This window comes from Rhodococcus sp. D-6 (genome assembly GCF_040256695.1).
GTDB classification, from domain to species: Bacteria; Actinomycetota; Actinomycetes; order Mycobacteriales; family Mycobacteriaceae; genus Rhodococcus; species Rhodococcus pyridinivorans.
The window spans coordinates 2397096-2411641 of record NZ_CP132970.1 but is presented as its reverse complement, the minus strand read 5'-3'; the positions used below and the strand labels follow the sequence as shown (position 1 = coordinate 2411641).

Sequence of the window (14546 nt, the reverse complement as noted above, 5' to 3'; positions counted from 1 at the left end):
GACCGCTTACCCCGAGGGAACGAGCGGGTAACGCGCTCGAAACACCCGGCACCCACACTTCAGGACAGCAGTTTCAAGGAGGACAGCGATGACCGTCATCGAGACGCACACCGTAGGGGGATCGACGCGCGACAGCGTGTTCGACGGGCGACTGGAATGGACCTCGGCCTGTCCACTCAGCCATCTCATTCCGGGCCGCGGCGTGGCCGTGCTGCTGCGCGGCGGCGAGCAGGTGGCCCTGTTCCTGCTCGACGACGGAACGCTGCGCGCAGTAAGCAACTTCGATCCGTTCGGCCGCGCCGCGGTGATGTCCCGCGGTATCGTGGGCGACCGGGGCGGAGAGCCCACCGTGGCGTCGCCGCTGCTCAAGCAGGTCTTCTCCCTCGACGACGGCCGGTACCTCGACGATCCGTCGGTGCGTCTGCCCGTCTACGAGGTGCGCGTATGGGCGGGAGTCGTCCAGATCCACAGCCTCGTCCCCCGTGACCAGCGGCACGAGGGGCCGACCGGAGAGGGTTCGTGAGCGACGACAACGCGCCGTTGCGGGGATTCACCATCGGCGTGACGGCCGCTCGGCGTGCCGACGAGTTCGCCACGCTCCTCACCAGGCGTGGGGCCGAGGTCGTGCACGCCCCCGCCATCCGCATCATCCCGCTGTCCGACGACGACGAGCTCGAGCGCGTCACCCGCTGCATCGTCGCGCAGCCCCCGGACATCACGATCGCCACCACGGCGATCGGATTCCGCGGGTGGATGGGTGCAGCGGAGGGCTGGGGACTGGCCGACGACCTCGCGCAGGCACTCGGCTCGAGCCGGATCCTCGCCCGTGGCCCGAAGGTCACGGGCGCGATCCGGGCCGCCGAACTCCGCGAGGAGTGGTCTCCTTCCTCGGAATCGTCCGCCGAGGTGCTCGAACTTCTGCTGAAGGAGGGGGTCGCCGGCCGCCGCATCGCGGTGCAGTTGCACGGCGAGCGCACCGAATGGGAGCCTGGGACCGACGTGTGCGATGCGCTGCGCGCTGCGGGCGCCGACGTCGTGCCCGTCCCGGTCTACCGATGGACGGCCCCCGAGGATCTCACCGCGCTCGACCGGATGATCGAGCAGATCGTCGAACGCGGACTCGACGCCGTGAGCTTCACCAGTGCACCGGCCGTCGCGTCGATGCTCATGCGGGCCAAGGAGACCGGCTGGCTCGAGCCGATGCTCCGGTCGCTGCGGACCGGCGTCACCGCGGTGTGCGTCGGTCCCGTCACCGCGGCACCGCTCACCGAACTCGACGTACCCGTCAGCATGCCCACCCGATCCCGGCTGGGTTCGCTGGCCCGGCACATCGCCGAGGAACTGCCCCGGCGGGCTGTGCGCATCGAGGCCGGCGGTCACGTACTCAGTCCGCGAGGGCGCTGCGTGATCGTCGACGGCACCGTGCGGTGCCTTCCCCCTACCGGGATGGCCCTGATGCGCACACTCGTCGCGCGCGCCGGTCTCGTCGTCTCCCGCGAGGAACTCCTCGCGGCCCTGCCCGGCGGTGGCGGCGACACTCACGCCGTCGAAACCGCGGTCGCCCGGGTGCGCTCGGCTCTCGGCGCACCGGCGATCGTGCAGACCGTCGTCAAGCGCGGCTACCGCCTCGCCGTCGACCCGGAAGGAATGCATCCATGACCGGTACACACGCCGACCCGGCGCTCCTGCTCGTTGCGCACGGCACCCGCAATCCGCGCGGTGTCGACATGATCGCGGCGCTCGCCGATGCCGTCTCCTCCCGCGTCGGCCCCACCCGTGTCGCCTTCGTCGACGTCCTCGGACCGTCGCCCTCGGAGGTCCTGCGCGACACCGGCCGTCCGACCGTGCTCGTCCCCGCCTTCCTCGCCTCCGGCTATCACGTGCACACCGACGTTCCGCGCGAGGTCGCGGCCGGCGGGAACGACGCGGTGACGATCACCCCCGCGCTCGGTCCCGATCCTGCTCTCGCCCGTGTCCTCGTCGAGCGGTTGCGGCAGGCCGGCTGGGTCGAGGGCGACGACGTCGTTCTCGCGGCCGCCGGCTCGTCCGACCCTCGCGCCCGCCACGACGTCCACGTGACGGCCCGCATGGTCTCGTCGCTCGTGCACACCCCGGTGCGCGTCGGATGGATCGCCACCGGAGAACCGCGGGTCGCGACCGTCGTGGACGAGGTCCGCGCCGGCGGCGCACACCGGGTGTTCGTCGCGTCGTATCTTCTCGCCGACGGTCTGTTCCACCACCGCCTGGCGGAGGTCGGCGCCGACGGCGTCGCTGCGCCGATCGGTGTCGCCGAACCCGTCGTCGACCTCGTGGCCCGGCGCTACCGCTCCGCAGTCGACGCGTTGCGCCTCGCTCCCGTGGGAGCGGCTCGCCACCGCGCCTGAATCAGCGGGGGAGCGGCAGCAATTCGACGCGGTCGCCGTCCACCGCTCCCGGTGGCACCACGGCGATCGCGCTGCGCCCGATGAGGCCGGCGAGATGCGCGGTACGAATCGTATTGTCGCACAACCATCGTCCCTGCACGTCCTGGCGGGCGGGGAGCAACCGCGTGATGTCGCCGACGACCTCCGAGGCGTTCGCCAGCGGAGCGGTCACAGGAGTCGCCGGGGTGCGGAGGGTGCGGCCGTCGACGATCGCAGGCAGCAGCACCAGCAGCGTCGACACCGCCGCCACCGGATTCCCGGGCAGTCCCAGCACGGCACGGCCGTCCGGCAGCGTCGCCGCGACCTGTGATCCGCCGGGCTTGCACCGCACCCGTTCGACGACCACCTGCGCGCCGGCCCGCGCCAGCGCACCGCGCAACTGATCGGCGGCGCCACCGCCCGTCGCGCCAACGATGACGATCGCATCGGCATCGGTGCCCGTGAACAACGCATCGAATCCGTCGGCGGTGTCGCGGAGATGCCCTTCACCGACCACCGTGGCGCCGCACCAGCGGACGAAGTCCGGGAGTACCGGACCCAGCGAGTCGCGCGTCTGCCCCTCGCGCAGAGGGCCGGTGCGTCGGATCTCGTCGCCGGTGAGCACTATATGCACCCGTAGAGGACCTCGCACCCGGAGTTCGGTGACCTCACCGCTGGCGGCCGCGGAGGCGACCGCCGGGCTCACGGCGGTGCCGGCCTCGGCGAGGACCGTCCCCGACTCCCAGTCCTCCCCGCGGCGCCGCGCGTCGTCGCGCACGGGCGCATCGGGCAGGCGACTGACGAGACCGCCTTCCATGCGGACGAACTCGTCGCGCACGACGGCGGTCGCGCCGGCCGGCAGGTGGGCGCCCGTCGCAATCCGGGCCGCTTCCCCGTCGCCGAGCGTGAGCGAGCCTCCGTCGCCCGCGTAGCGGATCTCGTTGCGCAACAACCACGGTCCGTCGCCCGCCACCGCGTAACCGTCCATCGCCGAGGTGCGGACGCGAGGCAACGCCTCCACCGCGACGAGCGGAGCCGCCAATGTGGCGCCCCGCGCCTCCTCGACCGGGACGGTGCGGAAAGGCAACGGCGACAACGCTTCCCGTAGGATTCTCCGCGCCCGGTCCGGATCGGCGGCCACACGGGCGGTCGCGGATCCGGCGCGCGCCGCCTCCAGATCGGCAGGGGTGTCGCAGTCGGTCGCCTCGGACACCGAGACGGTGACGTACCGCTCGGGCAACAACGCCTTCATGGGCCGGTTCGCGACGTCTCCACCGAGAGAGTCCAGACGCGCGGCCAGCGCCGGTGTCCGCCACGCGGCGAGCAGGAACTGCACCCGGCCGGTGTCGTCCACCGCGAAGGCGGCCTCGGCCGTCGCATCCTCGTTCAGGGCCTCCAGCAGGGCCGCAACCGTCGTCGGTGTGACGAACGGAAGGTCGGCGGCGAGAGTGACCACGAGATCGGCGACCGGATCCGCCGCTGCCAGCGCCGCGACCGGACCCGCACCGGGCGGTGTCTCCTGGATCTGCAGCACGTGGAGGTCGAGATCGTCGCGGTGCGGACCCACCACCGTCACCCGCGCGCACCCCTCGACCGCGCCCAGGGCGGTGTCGAGCATCCTGCGGCCGCCGACGGTCAGAGCGGGCTTGTCGACGCCTCCCATGCGGGTCGCGCGGCCTCCCGCGACGATCACGGCTTCGACGTGGGTGAGCGTGCTCATGTCTTCATGCTGCCTCATCCGCCGCGCTCGTGATCGTCTGTACTCGCCGTGTCCGGCACCGATCGCACTGCCGTGTCCGGCACCGATCGCACTGCCGTGTCCGGCACCGATCGCACTGCCGTGTCGCGGATAGACTGCCGGGTATGTTCTTCGGCTGGCGGAACGGCGCGGCGGTGTTCGTCGTCCTCATGTCCTGGCTCGTCTCCGCGGTCGTTCCGGTCACCGCGGTCTCCACCGGCGACACCGCCGGATTGCTCCTCGGCCTGCTGGTGGTGGTCGTCGCAGCACTCGCGTTCGTCGCCGCCGCGGAGGATCCGCTGTTCGCCTTCGGTCGCAGCATCCGGGGCCCGACCTCCGAGGAACGACGTCTGCGCGGCGGGTTCCGCCGCCACTCCCACCCCGACACCGCCGGACGGCCACGTCCGCGCTCACCCGGTTCCGTCCTCGCCCTCGACACTCCGTCCGACGAGGAACACCGGGAGATTTTCCATGTTCGATCCCTATCCGCACGGCACACCCGCCGTGTCCGTCCGCAGCGCCCACCGCTCGTTCGGTGACCTGACCGTCTTCACCGGGGTGAACGTCGACGTCGCCCCCGGCCGATGTTGCGCCGTGATCGGCGCGAACGGCACCGGCAAGTCCACCCTGCTCGGATGCGTCGTCGGCGTCGACCGACTCGACGAGGGCGTTGTCGAGATCCACGGCGTCCCCGTCGACGAGAGCTCGCCGACGCTGCGACGGCAGGTCGCCGCAGTCCTCGGCGACGTGGCGACATTCGCGCATCTCACCGCGCACGAACACCTGCAACTCGTCGCCACCGGTCACGGCGTGACCGACCCGTTCGACGCGGCGACACAGGTCCTCGAGACGGTCGGTCTCGCCGCGTCGGCCGATCGACTGCCGCTGACCTTCTCGAGCGGGCAACGCCGCCGGCTCGCGCTGGCCTCCGCGCTGGTACGGCCCCGGCGGTTGCTCGTCCTCGACGAACCCGAACAGCATCTCGACGACGCCGGTCGCCGGTGGCTGGCGTCCACACTGGAAGCCGAGAAGCGCGCGGGCGGCACCGTGCTGATGGTCTCGCACGATGTCGCGCTGGTGGACGCGGTCGCCGACCAGGTGGTGGAGGCGGACCGATGGAGCTGACCGGAACCGTCCCCAGCGCGCGCGACCTCCGCGCGCTCCGTCACGCCTTCGAGCGCCGGCGCGCGCCGCTGGTGGATCGTCCGGCCCTCGCTGTGCTGGTCGTCCTCGGCTTGTATGTCGGCGGGGGACTGGCGTGGTGGTTGTTCTCCCTTCCGGCGACGACCTTCGCGTGCGGGGACCCGATCGTGCGCGATTCGGGGTGCACCTCGGCGTGGGGATGGGCCGTCGTCGCGATCGCGGTCGCTGCGGGGACGGCGTCCACCCGGGCCGCAGGTCCGGTGACGTGCGGTACCGAGACGGAGTTCTGGCTGCTGTCCACACCGGTGGATCGCGGTGCGGCACTCCGCCCGAGAGTCGCGGCGCTCCTGATCTGCGGTGCAATCGCGGGTGCTCTCGCGGGACGGTTCGCGACGTTCGTGACCACCCCGGAGGGGCGCGTCGCGTTCACATGTCTCGCTGCCGCTCTCGGTGTCGGTGCCGTCGCCCTTCCGATGCTCGTGCAGTGCCGGGTACTCGTGCCCGCGGTCGTGCGGGTCGTGGTCGGGCTGTGCCTCGTCGCCGTTCCGGGCGTGGTGACGGTCGCCGCCGTCGGCGTCGCGGTGCCACCGCCGGGACCGTTGTTCGTGGTGGGGGCGTGGATCGCCGTTGCGGCACCGGCGGTCTCGGCGTTGCGTCGATGCGACAGGATCGCTGCACCGGAGTGGAGGGTGGGATCGGACACCGCGGTCGGTGTGTCGGCGTCGTTCACGGCACTCGATCCTTCGCTGCTGACAGGCGTGGTCGAACGGAAGGCCTGGTTGCGCATCGGATCCCGCCGCTCGCGGGCCCTGCCGCGCCGCCGGATCGCGGCACTCGTCCGTTCCGATCTGCTCTGCCATGTCCGTAGGCCCACACCCGTGCTCGTCGCGTGCGTGGCGCTGCTCGGCGTCGTGGTGCTGATGTCGGTCGTATCGCCGCCCGCCGCTGTCGTGGTGCAGCTCGTCGCCGTCTTCACCGTGGCGACGATTTTCGGTGCGGGTCTGCGCGACGTGAGCCGCGATCCCGATTTCGCCGTCCTGCTCGGTACGAGCGACACGTATCTGCGTCGCGCACTCTCGGCCGTCCCGGGGTCGGCCGCGGTCGTCGCCGGTGCCGTGACGGGATTCGCCGGGAGTGCGTCGGTGGCGAGCGTCGTGATCGTCATCGTCGGTGGGTGCGCGGCCGCCTATCGGATGCGCACGCGACCTCCGATCGGGTACGACGGTCTGATCCTCGAGACGGCCGTCGGGCAGATTCCGGTCGATCTGCTCCGGCAGTGGGCGCGGGGACCGGACCTACTCGTCGTCTGCGCGTGGCTCGCCGCCGTGCTCGCCTGAGCCCGGCGGGAACCGGTGTCGAGCACGGGTGAGATCGATCCGGTCGCCGGAGATCGGGACGCCCTCGAGTTCGAGACGCGCGAGTTGCCGGCGCGCGAGGTGCGAGGCCGGTCGCCCGGACGCCGGGACCACGCGGTGCCACGGCAGGTCGGCGGAATCGGTCCGCATGATCCATCCGACGGTGCGTGCACTCGACAGGCCCGCGGCACCGGCGATGTCGCCGTAGGTCGCGACCCGGCCTGCGGGCACGGAGGCCACGAGTTCGCGGACCCGCTCGATCTGCTCGTCCGTGGTGACCACCGGCTACACCATCCGGGCCACGAGTTCGGCGGTCTCGGCGGGACGCGCCTGGTCGATCATGTGGTCGCAGTCGAATTCGAGCAGGGTCAGGTCGTCGCCGAGTCGTTCCGCCAGGTCGCGACGGAAATTTGACGTGGTGTACGGGGGTTGCACCTTCCCGGCCTGCACGAAGATCGTCGGGATACCGGCCGGCGGCAGGACGGGTCCGCGGGCCAGCTCGCCCCACGAGGTCACCAGCGCAGGTACGCAGATCCGCCAGTTGACACGCCCCGAGTCGAGTTCGACGAGGTGCTCGGCGATCTCCTCGTCGAGCAACTCGGGGGCCACCTCGCCCCAGTCGCCGTGGACCTTCTCGGCCCGCGCCTCCGCCTCGTCCGTGTAGTCGGGGTTGTGGAGGGTGAGGTCGGCGATCTCGAGCATCCGGTCGGCCGGGAGGCCGATCGCCGGATCGAGGAGTACCAGCGCCCGCACCCTGTCGGGCACCGCGGCGGCGAGATGCAGCGCGAGGGCACCACCGAAGGAGTGGCCCACCACGGTGACGGGACCGGTGGTGTGTGCGTCCAGCACGGCCTTCAGGTCGGCGATGTGCGCCTCGCACGACCACGGGGGAGTCCACGGCGACCGGCCGTGACCCCGGAGGTCCGGAGCGACGAACCGCAGGTGGGGCAGGTGTCGTTCGGCGAGGTTCCGCCAGCGTCGGCCGTGACCGGTGAGTCCGTGCAGGGCGAGGACCTCCGGTCCGTCGACGGGGCCGAACAGATGGGTGTGCAGAAGATCCGTGGCACTCACGCCGACCACTATCCCAGTCGTGACTCCGCGGTGTGCCCCGGACGCTGTCGTACCCGTCTGGTGGGATGGGGTCATGCTCGACGTCGATACCGGCATCCCCGACCTGCACCCACCACGGGCGCAGGTCACCGACCTGCCCGCCACCGTCTCGCGCATGTCCGAACCGCAGATCCCCGATCGCGTCCGCCGCCCGGCCGCGCGCCTCGTGCGCAGGTCCGCCGAGGCGCCGGTGGCCCGCGAGTGGCCCGACGACGTGCGCGTGCTGTTCGACGACGCCCCGCCCTCCCTCCGCTGGCGGCCGTGGCAGGTCCTCGGCGGTCCCGGCACGGGCAAGACGTCCCTGCTGGTCGACCTCGCGGTCCACCGCATCGCCTCCGGCGCCGATCCCGAGTCGGTGCTCATCCTCACGCATTCGCGGCGGGCCGCCACCGCCGTGCGCGAGGCGATCACGGCCGGTCTGATCGCGCTCGGCGACGGCGCAGTGCCCCGCGCCACACGCGAGCCGCTCGTCCGTACCGTCCACTCCTACGCCTTCGCGGTGCTGCGGTTGCAGGCCTCGGCGCACGGCAATCCGCCGCCCCGTCTGATCACCGGCGCCGAACAGGACGCCGTGCTGCGCGAACTGCTGCGCGGCGACATCGATGACGGCGCCGGGATGTGGCCCGAGCGGTTGCGTCCGGCACTGGGCATGACGGGCTTCGCCGTCGAACTGCGCGACCTGATGTTGCGCGCCAACGAGCGCGGTCTCGGCCCGGAGGATCTGGTCGCGCTCGGGGAGCGCCGCAATCGGCCCGAATGGGTCGCGGCCGGGCGTTTCGCGGAGCGCTACGAGCAGGTGATGCTGCTTCGCGGTGCCGTCGGTCTCGAAGCTCCGGAGGCCACCGCTCCGGCACTCGACGCGGCCGAACTCGTCGGCGCGGCGCTCGCGGCGTTCGCGACCGATCCCGATCTGCTGGCCGCCGAGCGCGGCCGCATCCGCCACCTGCTCGTCGACGACGCCCAGCATCTCGATCCGCAGGCCGCCGACCTGGTCCGCGTGATCGGTACCGGCACCCGCACGAGCACGATCGCCGGCGACCCCGATCAGGCCGTCTTCGGCTTCCGCGGCGCCGACACCTCCTTCCTCGAGAGCCTCGGCGAGGCCGACGGATCGCGCCGCATCGTGTTGGGTGTCAACCATCGTGCCGCTCCCGAGGTGGCGTCCCTCGCCGACGGGATCACCCGCAGACTGCCGGGCCTGCCGCCGCACCGGGGTATGGCCGGGCACCGCGTCGAGGAGGGCGATCCGGGGCAGGTCCGCGTGGCGGTGTGCTCGTCGCAGGCCAAGGAGGCGGCACTGGTCGCCGACACCCTGCGCCGGTCCCATCTCGTCGACGGTGTGCCGTGGTCGCGCATGGCGATCGTTGTCCGGTCCGTGCCGCGGGTACTCGCGCCGCTGCGTCGCGCGCTGCTCGCGGCGGGCGTCCCGATGACGACCGCCGCCTCCGAACTCCCGCTGGCCCGCCAGCACAGCGTCGCGGGACTGCTGCTCGTGCTGCGCGCGGTATCCGACAGTGGCTTCGGCGGGGACGAAGCACTTGCCCTGCTGTCCGGGCCCATCGGCGGTGCCGAACCGGTCGCGCTGCGGAGACTGCGGCGTGGTCTGCGGCGGGTCGAGCTAGCATCGGGCAACGACCGCGACTCCGCCGAACTGCTGCGCATCCTGCTCACCGAGGGCGACGACACCGCCGGGAACTCGCATCTGATCCGCGGGCTGACCGACGTCGAGGCGGCACCGCTGAGGAAGGTGCTCGGTGTGCTGCGCAAGGCCCGCTCGGCGGCGCTGCGCGGGGGCGGTCTCGAGGACGTGCTGTGGGAGGCATGGCAGGCCACCGGACTCGAACGGCGATGGGCCGCCGCGTCGGCCTGGGGTGGGCCGATCGGGGCGCAGGCCGACCGCGATCTCGACGGCGTCGTGGCTCTGTTCGACGCCGCCGCCGACTACGTCGACCGTCTGCCCCGCGCACACATCGCCGGGTTCGTCGACTATCTCACCGAGCAGGAGATCCCTGCGACGGCTCGCACCCGTGTCGCCGCCGAATCCGAAGCGGTCACGGTCGTCAGCGCGCACTCCGCCGCCGGTCGCGAATGGGACGTCGTGGTGGTCGCCGGTGTCCAGGAAGGGCTGTGGCCGAGCCTGCGCGCCCGCGGCACCCTGCTCGGCATCGAGGCCCTGATCGACGCGGTCTCCGGTGCCGACGGCGGCGACGAGGCCGGTTCGCGGCTCTCCCGCACCGCACCGCTGCTCGCCGAGGAGCGGCGCCTGTTCCTGGTGGCATGCAGTCGCGCCCGCACCCACCTTCTGGTGACCGCCGTCGATTCGGTGAGCGGCGACAGCGAACTGGTCCGGTCCCGTTTCGTCGACGAACTGCGCGGTGTCGGCACCGACGACCTCGACGCGCCCGACGACCTCCTGGCCGAACCGGCGCCCGACGAGGTCCGCACCCGCGTGCTGGCCCTGCCCGCCCTCGTCGCCGAACTGCGCAGCGTGGTCTGCGATCCCGAGATCGCCGAGACCGAACCCGAACGACAGCAGCGAGCCGCCCAGCAACTCGCGCGGCTCGCGCGCGCCGGGGTGCGCGGCGCCCACCCCGACGACTGGTACGGCACGGCCGATCCCAGCACCGCCGACCCGCTGTGGGATCCCGACGACGACGCGGTGCGATTGTCGCCGTCCACGGTCGAACAGCTCACGACGTGTCCGCTGCGGTGGATGTTCGAGCGCCACGGCGGTTCCGACGGCGAGAACAGCCATGCCGTCACCGGCACGCTGGTACATACCCTCGTCCAGGCGCTCGCCGGGCGGATCCCTCCCGACCGCATCGACCAGGCCCTCGAGAAGGCATGGGACTCGGTCGATCTGGGTGCCGAATGGTATGCCCGCCGCGAGCTCGAACGCACCCGCCGCATGCTCGACACCTTCTCGACGTGGCTGCAGGGCACACGCGGAGAGCTCACCGAGATCGGCGTCGAGATCAAGGTCGACGGCATCCTCGAACCCGATTCCGACGACAAGCCCCGCGTGCGGCTCCGTGGTCGCATCGACCGGCTCGAACGCGACGCCGAGGGCCGCCCGGTCGTCATCGACGTCAAGACCGCGAAGAACCCGGTGTCGAAGGACGCCGCGCGCGATCATGCCCAGCTCGCCGCCTACCAGGTGGCCGCGGCGGCCGGCGCGATCGAGGGCGAACCGGCATCGGAGCCCGGTGGCGCGCGCCTGGTCTTCGTGGCGAAGCCGCACAACAAGGAAGGCGCGACGCAGCGCGTGCAACCGCCCCTCGACGAGGACGGTCTCGCGCAGTGGCGGGAGATCATCCACGACGCGGCGGCCGCGACCCGTGGCCCCCGCTTCGTTGCGAGGGTCAACGACGGGTGCCGGCACTGCCCGGTGCTGTCGAGCTGCCCGGCACACGACGAAGGCAGGCAGGTGACAGGGGAATGAGTGCACCACGGGTGAGCGCGAAGCGCCTGGCGGAGGCACTGGGACAGTTGCCGCCGACGACCGAGCAGGCCGCCGTCATCGAGGCCCCGCCCGGCCCGATGCTGGTCGTCGCCGGGGCCGGTGCCGGCAAGACCGAGACGATGGCCGCGCGGGTGGTGTGGCTCGTCGCCAACGGTCTCGTCGAACCCGAGCAGGTGCTGGGCCTGACCTTCACGCGTAAGGCCGCGCAGCAGCTCACGGCCCGCATCCGGGCGCGCCTGGCCAAGCTCGCCGGATCGGCGCTCCTGCGCGACCTCGATCCGAGCGGCGGGTTGCGCGCACGGATCCTCGGCAGCGAACCCGAGGTGAGCACATACCACGCATACGCCGGTCGCCTGCTCACCGAGCACGGTCTGCTGCTGCCCATCGAACCGTCGGCGACGCTGCTGTCCGAGACCGAGCTGTGGCAGGTCGCGCACCGCGTGGTCAGCTCGTGGGACGGCGAACTCGACACCGACCGCAATCCCGCATCGGTGACCGAGGCCGTTCTCGCCCTGTCCGGCCAGCTCTCCGAGCACCTCGTCGAGCCGGATCTGCTGCGCGACGCCCACGTCGAACTCGAACAGCTGGTGCACACCCTCCCGCCCGGCCCGGGGCAGCGCGGAGCACCGTCGAAGACGCTGCTCGGCTACCTCGAGACCCAGCACGCGCGGTTGCAGTTGCTTCCGCTCGTCGAACGGCTGTCCGAGACACTGCGTCGCGAAGGTGCTCTCGACTTCGGGAGCCAGATGTCGCTCGCCGCGCGGGTCGCCCGCGATCACCGCGAGGTGGGAGCCGGGGAGCGGGAACGATTCCGGGCTGTGCTGCTCGACGAGTACCAGGACACCGGGCACGCCCAGCGCGTGTTACTCGCCGCCCTGTTCGGCGGTGGCGCCGATCCCGGTCTCGCGGTCACCGCGGTCGGCGATCCCATGCAGTCCATCTACGGCTGGCGCGGCGCGTCGGCCGCCAACCTGCCGCGGTTCGCGACCGACTTCCCGGCGGCCGACGGCGAGCCGGCACCCACCCGCGAACTGCTCACCAGCTGGCGCAATCCGCCGCAGGCCCTCGAACTGGCGAACGTCTCGTCCGAACCTCTGCGCGATCGCGGGGTGTCGGTCAGCCGGTTGCGTCCCCGCCCCGACGCGGCCGCCGGCGACGTCCGCCTCGCGTTGCACTCCGACGTCGCGGTGGAACGCGACTGGGTCGCCGACCGGATCGCCGACGAGTACGCCGCCGCCCGCGAGGCCGGACGCACACCGCCGACCGCTGCGGTCCTCGTCCGGCGCAACGCCGACGCCGCTCCGATCGCCGAGGCGCTGCGCGCCCGCGACCTTCCGGTCGAGGTCGTCGGCATCGGCGGGTTGCTGCACACGCCCGAAGTCGCCGACGTGCTCGCGATGCTGCGCCTGGCGGCGGATCCGCTGGCCGGGAGCGCAGCTGTGCGGGTGCTCACCGGCGCCCGCTGGCAGCTCGGTGCCGCCGACCTGAAGGCACTGTGGGAGCGCGCCCAGGAACTGGCCATCGCGGGACGCTGGGGTGTCGCCGGTGCGGTGACCGATCCCGACGCGCTCGAGGACGCCCTCGATTCGGCGCTGCCCGGTGAATATGCCGACCAGGCCGGTCTCGCTGATGCGATCTCCGATCCCGGCGACAGCAGCCGCTATTCGAAGTTCGGCTACGCGCGCATCGTCGCGCTCGGTCGCGAATTGACCTCCCTGCGCGAGCGGCTCGGCCAGCCGCTCACCGAACTCGTCGCCGAGGTCGAGCGTGTGCTCGGTCTCGGCATCGAGACCGAGGCCCGCGTGGGCCGCCGACGCGGTGTCGCCGGCCGCGAGCATCTCGACGCCTTCGCCTCGGTCGTCGCGTCCTACGCGGGGCGGACCAACGCGACCCTGCCCGGTTTGCTGTCCTATCTCGCGGCGGCGGAGGAGATCGAGCAGGGGCTCGCGCCCGGTGAGGTGGAAGTCGACCCCGACCGCGTGCAGGTCCTCACCGTCCACTCCGCGAAAGGCCTCGAATGGGAGGTCGTCGCCGTCCCACATGTCGCTGCCGGGGTCTTCCCATCCTCCACCGCCGCCGCGACCTGGCTCGGTTCGACGACCGAACTTCCCCCGCACTTGCGGGGCGACCGGGTGCTGCCCGCCGACGATCCGGGCAGCACCGACGGTGTGCCCGTGCTCGAGCTCGACGACCTCTCCGATCGCAAGATGCTCGAGCGGGCCATCGACTCCCACAAGGACGCGCTCAAGCGCCGCAAGCTCGACGAGGACCGTCGGCTGTTCTACGTCGCTCTCACCCGCACCGAACGAACACTGTTCGTCTCCGCCCACCACTGGGCAGACACCGGATCCGAACCGAAGGGACCCTCGCCGTTCCTCGAGGAACTGCACGAGATCGTCACGGCCCGGCCCGAACTCGGTGCGATCGACCACTGGGCTCCGGAACCCGAACCGAAGGAGGAGAACCCGCTCACGGCCTCACCGCGCAGCGCACTGTGGCCGCGCGACCCGCTCGGTGCCCGGCGCACCGAGGTCGAACGCGGCGCGGCACTGGTCCTCGCCGAGTTCGACCGGACCGACCTCCCGACCGAATACGACGACGATCCCGACGAGTGGGCCACCGACGTCGATGCGCTCCTGGCCGAACGCGAACAGCGCGCCGAGCAGAGCGCCGAGGTGGTGCTGCCCGCACAGCTGTCAGTCAGCCAACTCGTCGATCTCGCCACCGATCCCGACGCCCTCGCCGCGCGTCTGCGTCGTCCGTTGCCGTTCCGGCCCAATCCGCTCGCGCGTCGCGGCACCGCCTTCCACGCGTGGCTCGAGCGCAGATTCGGCGCGACGCGCCTGCTCGACCTCGACGAGCTTCCCGGTGCCGACGACGAGGACGGCGACGATTCGCACTTCGACCGGCTCCAGGAGGCATTCCTGCGGTCGAAGTGGGCGTCGCGCAACCCCGTCGAGGTCGAGGTGCCGTTCGAAACGGCCCTGGGCGGCATCGTGATCCGCGGACGTATCGACGCCGTCTTCGAGGATCCGGACGGCGGTTGGACGGTCATCGACTGGAAGACCGGCGCCGAACCGGAAGGCGAGAAGCTCGCCGCGGTGGGTGTGCAGCTCGCCGCCTACCGGCTCGCCTGGGCCCAGTTGATGGCAGCGCGGACCGAGCGGCTCACCGGCCGACCGGCCGAACTGCCGCTGCACAAGGTCCGAGCGGCCTTCCACTACGTCCGCACCGGACGCACCGTCGCGCCCGAGGAACTGCCGAATGCGGCGATGCTCGAACGCCTCGTGCTCGAGGCGGGGAATCTGCGAGGGCGTGCCGACGGCGAGTGACGC

At 71.9% G+C, this 14546-nt stretch carries 11 protein-coding genes; 8 read left to right on the top strand and 3 right to left on the bottom strand.

Annotation, left to right across the window (positions count from 1 at the left end):
• The first annotated feature begins 88 nt into the window (after window positions 1-88).
• Genes nirD through RBB84_RS11345 form a run of 3 tightly spaced genes read left to right on the top strand, consistent with a single transcriptional unit; the run spans window position 89 to window position 2384 of the window.
• Window positions 89-523: a nitrite reductase small subunit NirD gene (nirD, locus tag RBB84_RS11355; RefSeq protein WP_006550251.1), complete on the top strand. Its 435-nt coding sequence runs from the start codon at window positions 89-91 to the stop codon at window positions 521-523.
• Window positions 520-1659 (top strand): uroporphyrinogen-III synthase, encoded by a 1140-nt coding sequence (locus RBB84_RS11350; RefSeq protein ID WP_006550252.1) that lies wholly within the window; start codon window positions 520-522, stop codon window positions 1657-1659. Before nirD ends, RBB84_RS11350 begins: the two co-directional genes overlap by 4 nt.
• Window positions 1656-2384: a sirohydrochlorin chelatase gene (locus RBB84_RS11345; RefSeq protein ID WP_019288475.1), complete on the top strand. Its 729-nt coding sequence runs from the start codon at window positions 1656-1658 to the stop codon at window positions 2382-2384. The genes RBB84_RS11350 and RBB84_RS11345 overlap by 4 nt, the downstream gene beginning before the upstream one ends.
• A gap of 1 nt (window position 2385) precedes the next feature.
• Here RBB84_RS11345 and RBB84_RS11340 read toward each other — a convergent pair whose 3' ends face one another.
• Complete coding sequence (locus RBB84_RS11340) at window positions 2386-4122, bottom strand: NTP transferase domain-containing protein (RefSeq protein WP_019288474.1); 1737 nt, start codon at window positions 4120-4122, stop codon at window positions 2386-2388.
• A 143-nt stretch (window positions 4123-4265) separates the two neighbouring features.
• Here RBB84_RS11340 and RBB84_RS11335 point away from each other — a divergent pair, with 143 nt between their 5' ends.
• Genes RBB84_RS11335 through RBB84_RS11325 form a run of 3 tightly spaced genes read left to right on the top strand, consistent with a single transcriptional unit; the run spans window position 4266 to window position 6620 of the window.
• Window positions 4266-4679 carry a DUF6412 domain-containing protein gene (locus RBB84_RS11335; protein WP_033097107.1) on the top strand — a complete coding sequence of 138 codons (414 nt, stop codon included), beginning with the start codon at window positions 4266-4268 and terminating at the stop codon, window positions 4677-4679.
• Window positions 4612-5265: an ABC transporter ATP-binding protein gene (locus RBB84_RS11330; RefSeq protein ID WP_033097108.1), complete on the top strand. Its 654-nt coding sequence runs from the start codon at window positions 4612-4614 to the stop codon at window positions 5263-5265. The genes RBB84_RS11335 and RBB84_RS11330 overlap by 68 nt, the downstream gene beginning before the upstream one ends.
• A complete protein-coding gene (locus RBB84_RS11325; protein ID WP_033097109.1) occupies window positions 5256-6620 on the top strand; it encodes a DUF6297 family protein in 1365 nt (454 codons plus the stop codon). The genes RBB84_RS11330 and RBB84_RS11325 overlap by 10 nt, the downstream gene beginning before the upstream one ends.
• On the opposite strand, the gene RBB84_RS11320 is transcribed toward RBB84_RS11325, so the two are convergent.
• Both RBB84_RS11320 and RBB84_RS11315 read right to left on the bottom strand, forming a co-directional pair.
• Window positions 6579-6920: an MGMT family protein gene (locus RBB84_RS11320; protein WP_006550258.1), complete on the bottom strand. Its 342-nt coding sequence runs from the start codon at window positions 6918-6920 to the stop codon at window positions 6579-6581. The two genes, RBB84_RS11325 and RBB84_RS11320, sit on opposite strands and share 42 nt — an antisense overlap.
• 3 nt (window positions 6921-6923) lie before the next feature.
• On the bottom strand, window positions 6924-7718 hold the full coding sequence (locus RBB84_RS11315) for an alpha/beta fold hydrolase (RefSeq protein ID WP_019288472.1): 795 nt from the start codon (window positions 7716-7718) through the stop codon (window positions 6924-6926).
• A gap of 145 nt (window positions 7719-7863) precedes the next feature.
• Here RBB84_RS11315 and RBB84_RS11310 point away from each other — a divergent pair, with 145 nt between their 5' ends.
• Window positions 7864-11190 (top strand): ATP-dependent DNA helicase, encoded by a 3327-nt coding sequence (locus RBB84_RS11310; protein WP_033097207.1) that lies wholly within the window; start codon window positions 7864-7866, stop codon window positions 11188-11190.
• Window positions 11187-14543, top strand: a complete 3357-nt coding sequence (locus RBB84_RS11305) for a UvrD-helicase domain-containing protein (RefSeq protein ID WP_033097110.1) — start codon at window positions 11187-11189, stop codon at window positions 14541-14543. Before RBB84_RS11310 ends, RBB84_RS11305 begins: the two co-directional genes overlap by 4 nt.
• The last annotated feature ends 3 nt before the right edge of the window (window positions 14544-14546 follow it).

Excerpts from the sequence above, each read along its gene's own strand:
- RBB84_RS11310 (WP_033097207.1), top strand. The coding sequence starts at position 7,864 with ATGTCCGAACCGCAGATCCCCGATCGCGTCCGCCGCCCGGCCGCGCGC.
- RBB84_RS11330 (WP_033097108.1), top strand. The coding sequence starts at position 4,612 with ATGTTCGATCCCTATCCGCACGGCACACCCGCCGTGTCCGTCCGCAGC.
- RBB84_RS11305 (WP_033097110.1), top strand. The coding sequence starts at position 11,187 with ATGAGTGCACCACGGGTGAGCGCGAAGCGCCTGGCGGAGGCACTGGGA.
- RBB84_RS11335 (WP_033097107.1), top strand. The coding sequence starts at position 4,266 with ATGTTCTTCGGCTGGCGGAACGGCGCGGCGGTGTTCGTCGTCCTCATG.
- RBB84_RS11340 (WP_019288474.1), bottom strand. The coding sequence starts at position 4,122 with ATGAGCACGCTCACCCACGTCGAAGCCGTGATCGTCGCGGGAGGCCGC.
- RBB84_RS11345 (WP_019288475.1), top strand. The coding sequence starts at position 1,656 with ATGACCGGTACACACGCCGACCCGGCGCTCCTGCTCGTTGCGCACGGC.
- RBB84_RS11325 (WP_033097109.1), top strand. The coding sequence starts at position 5,256 with ATGGAGCTGACCGGAACCGTCCCCAGCGCGCGCGACCTCCGCGCGCTC.
- nirD (WP_006550251.1), top strand. The coding sequence starts at position 89 with ATGACCGTCATCGAGACGCACACCGTAGGGGGATCGACGCGCGACAGC.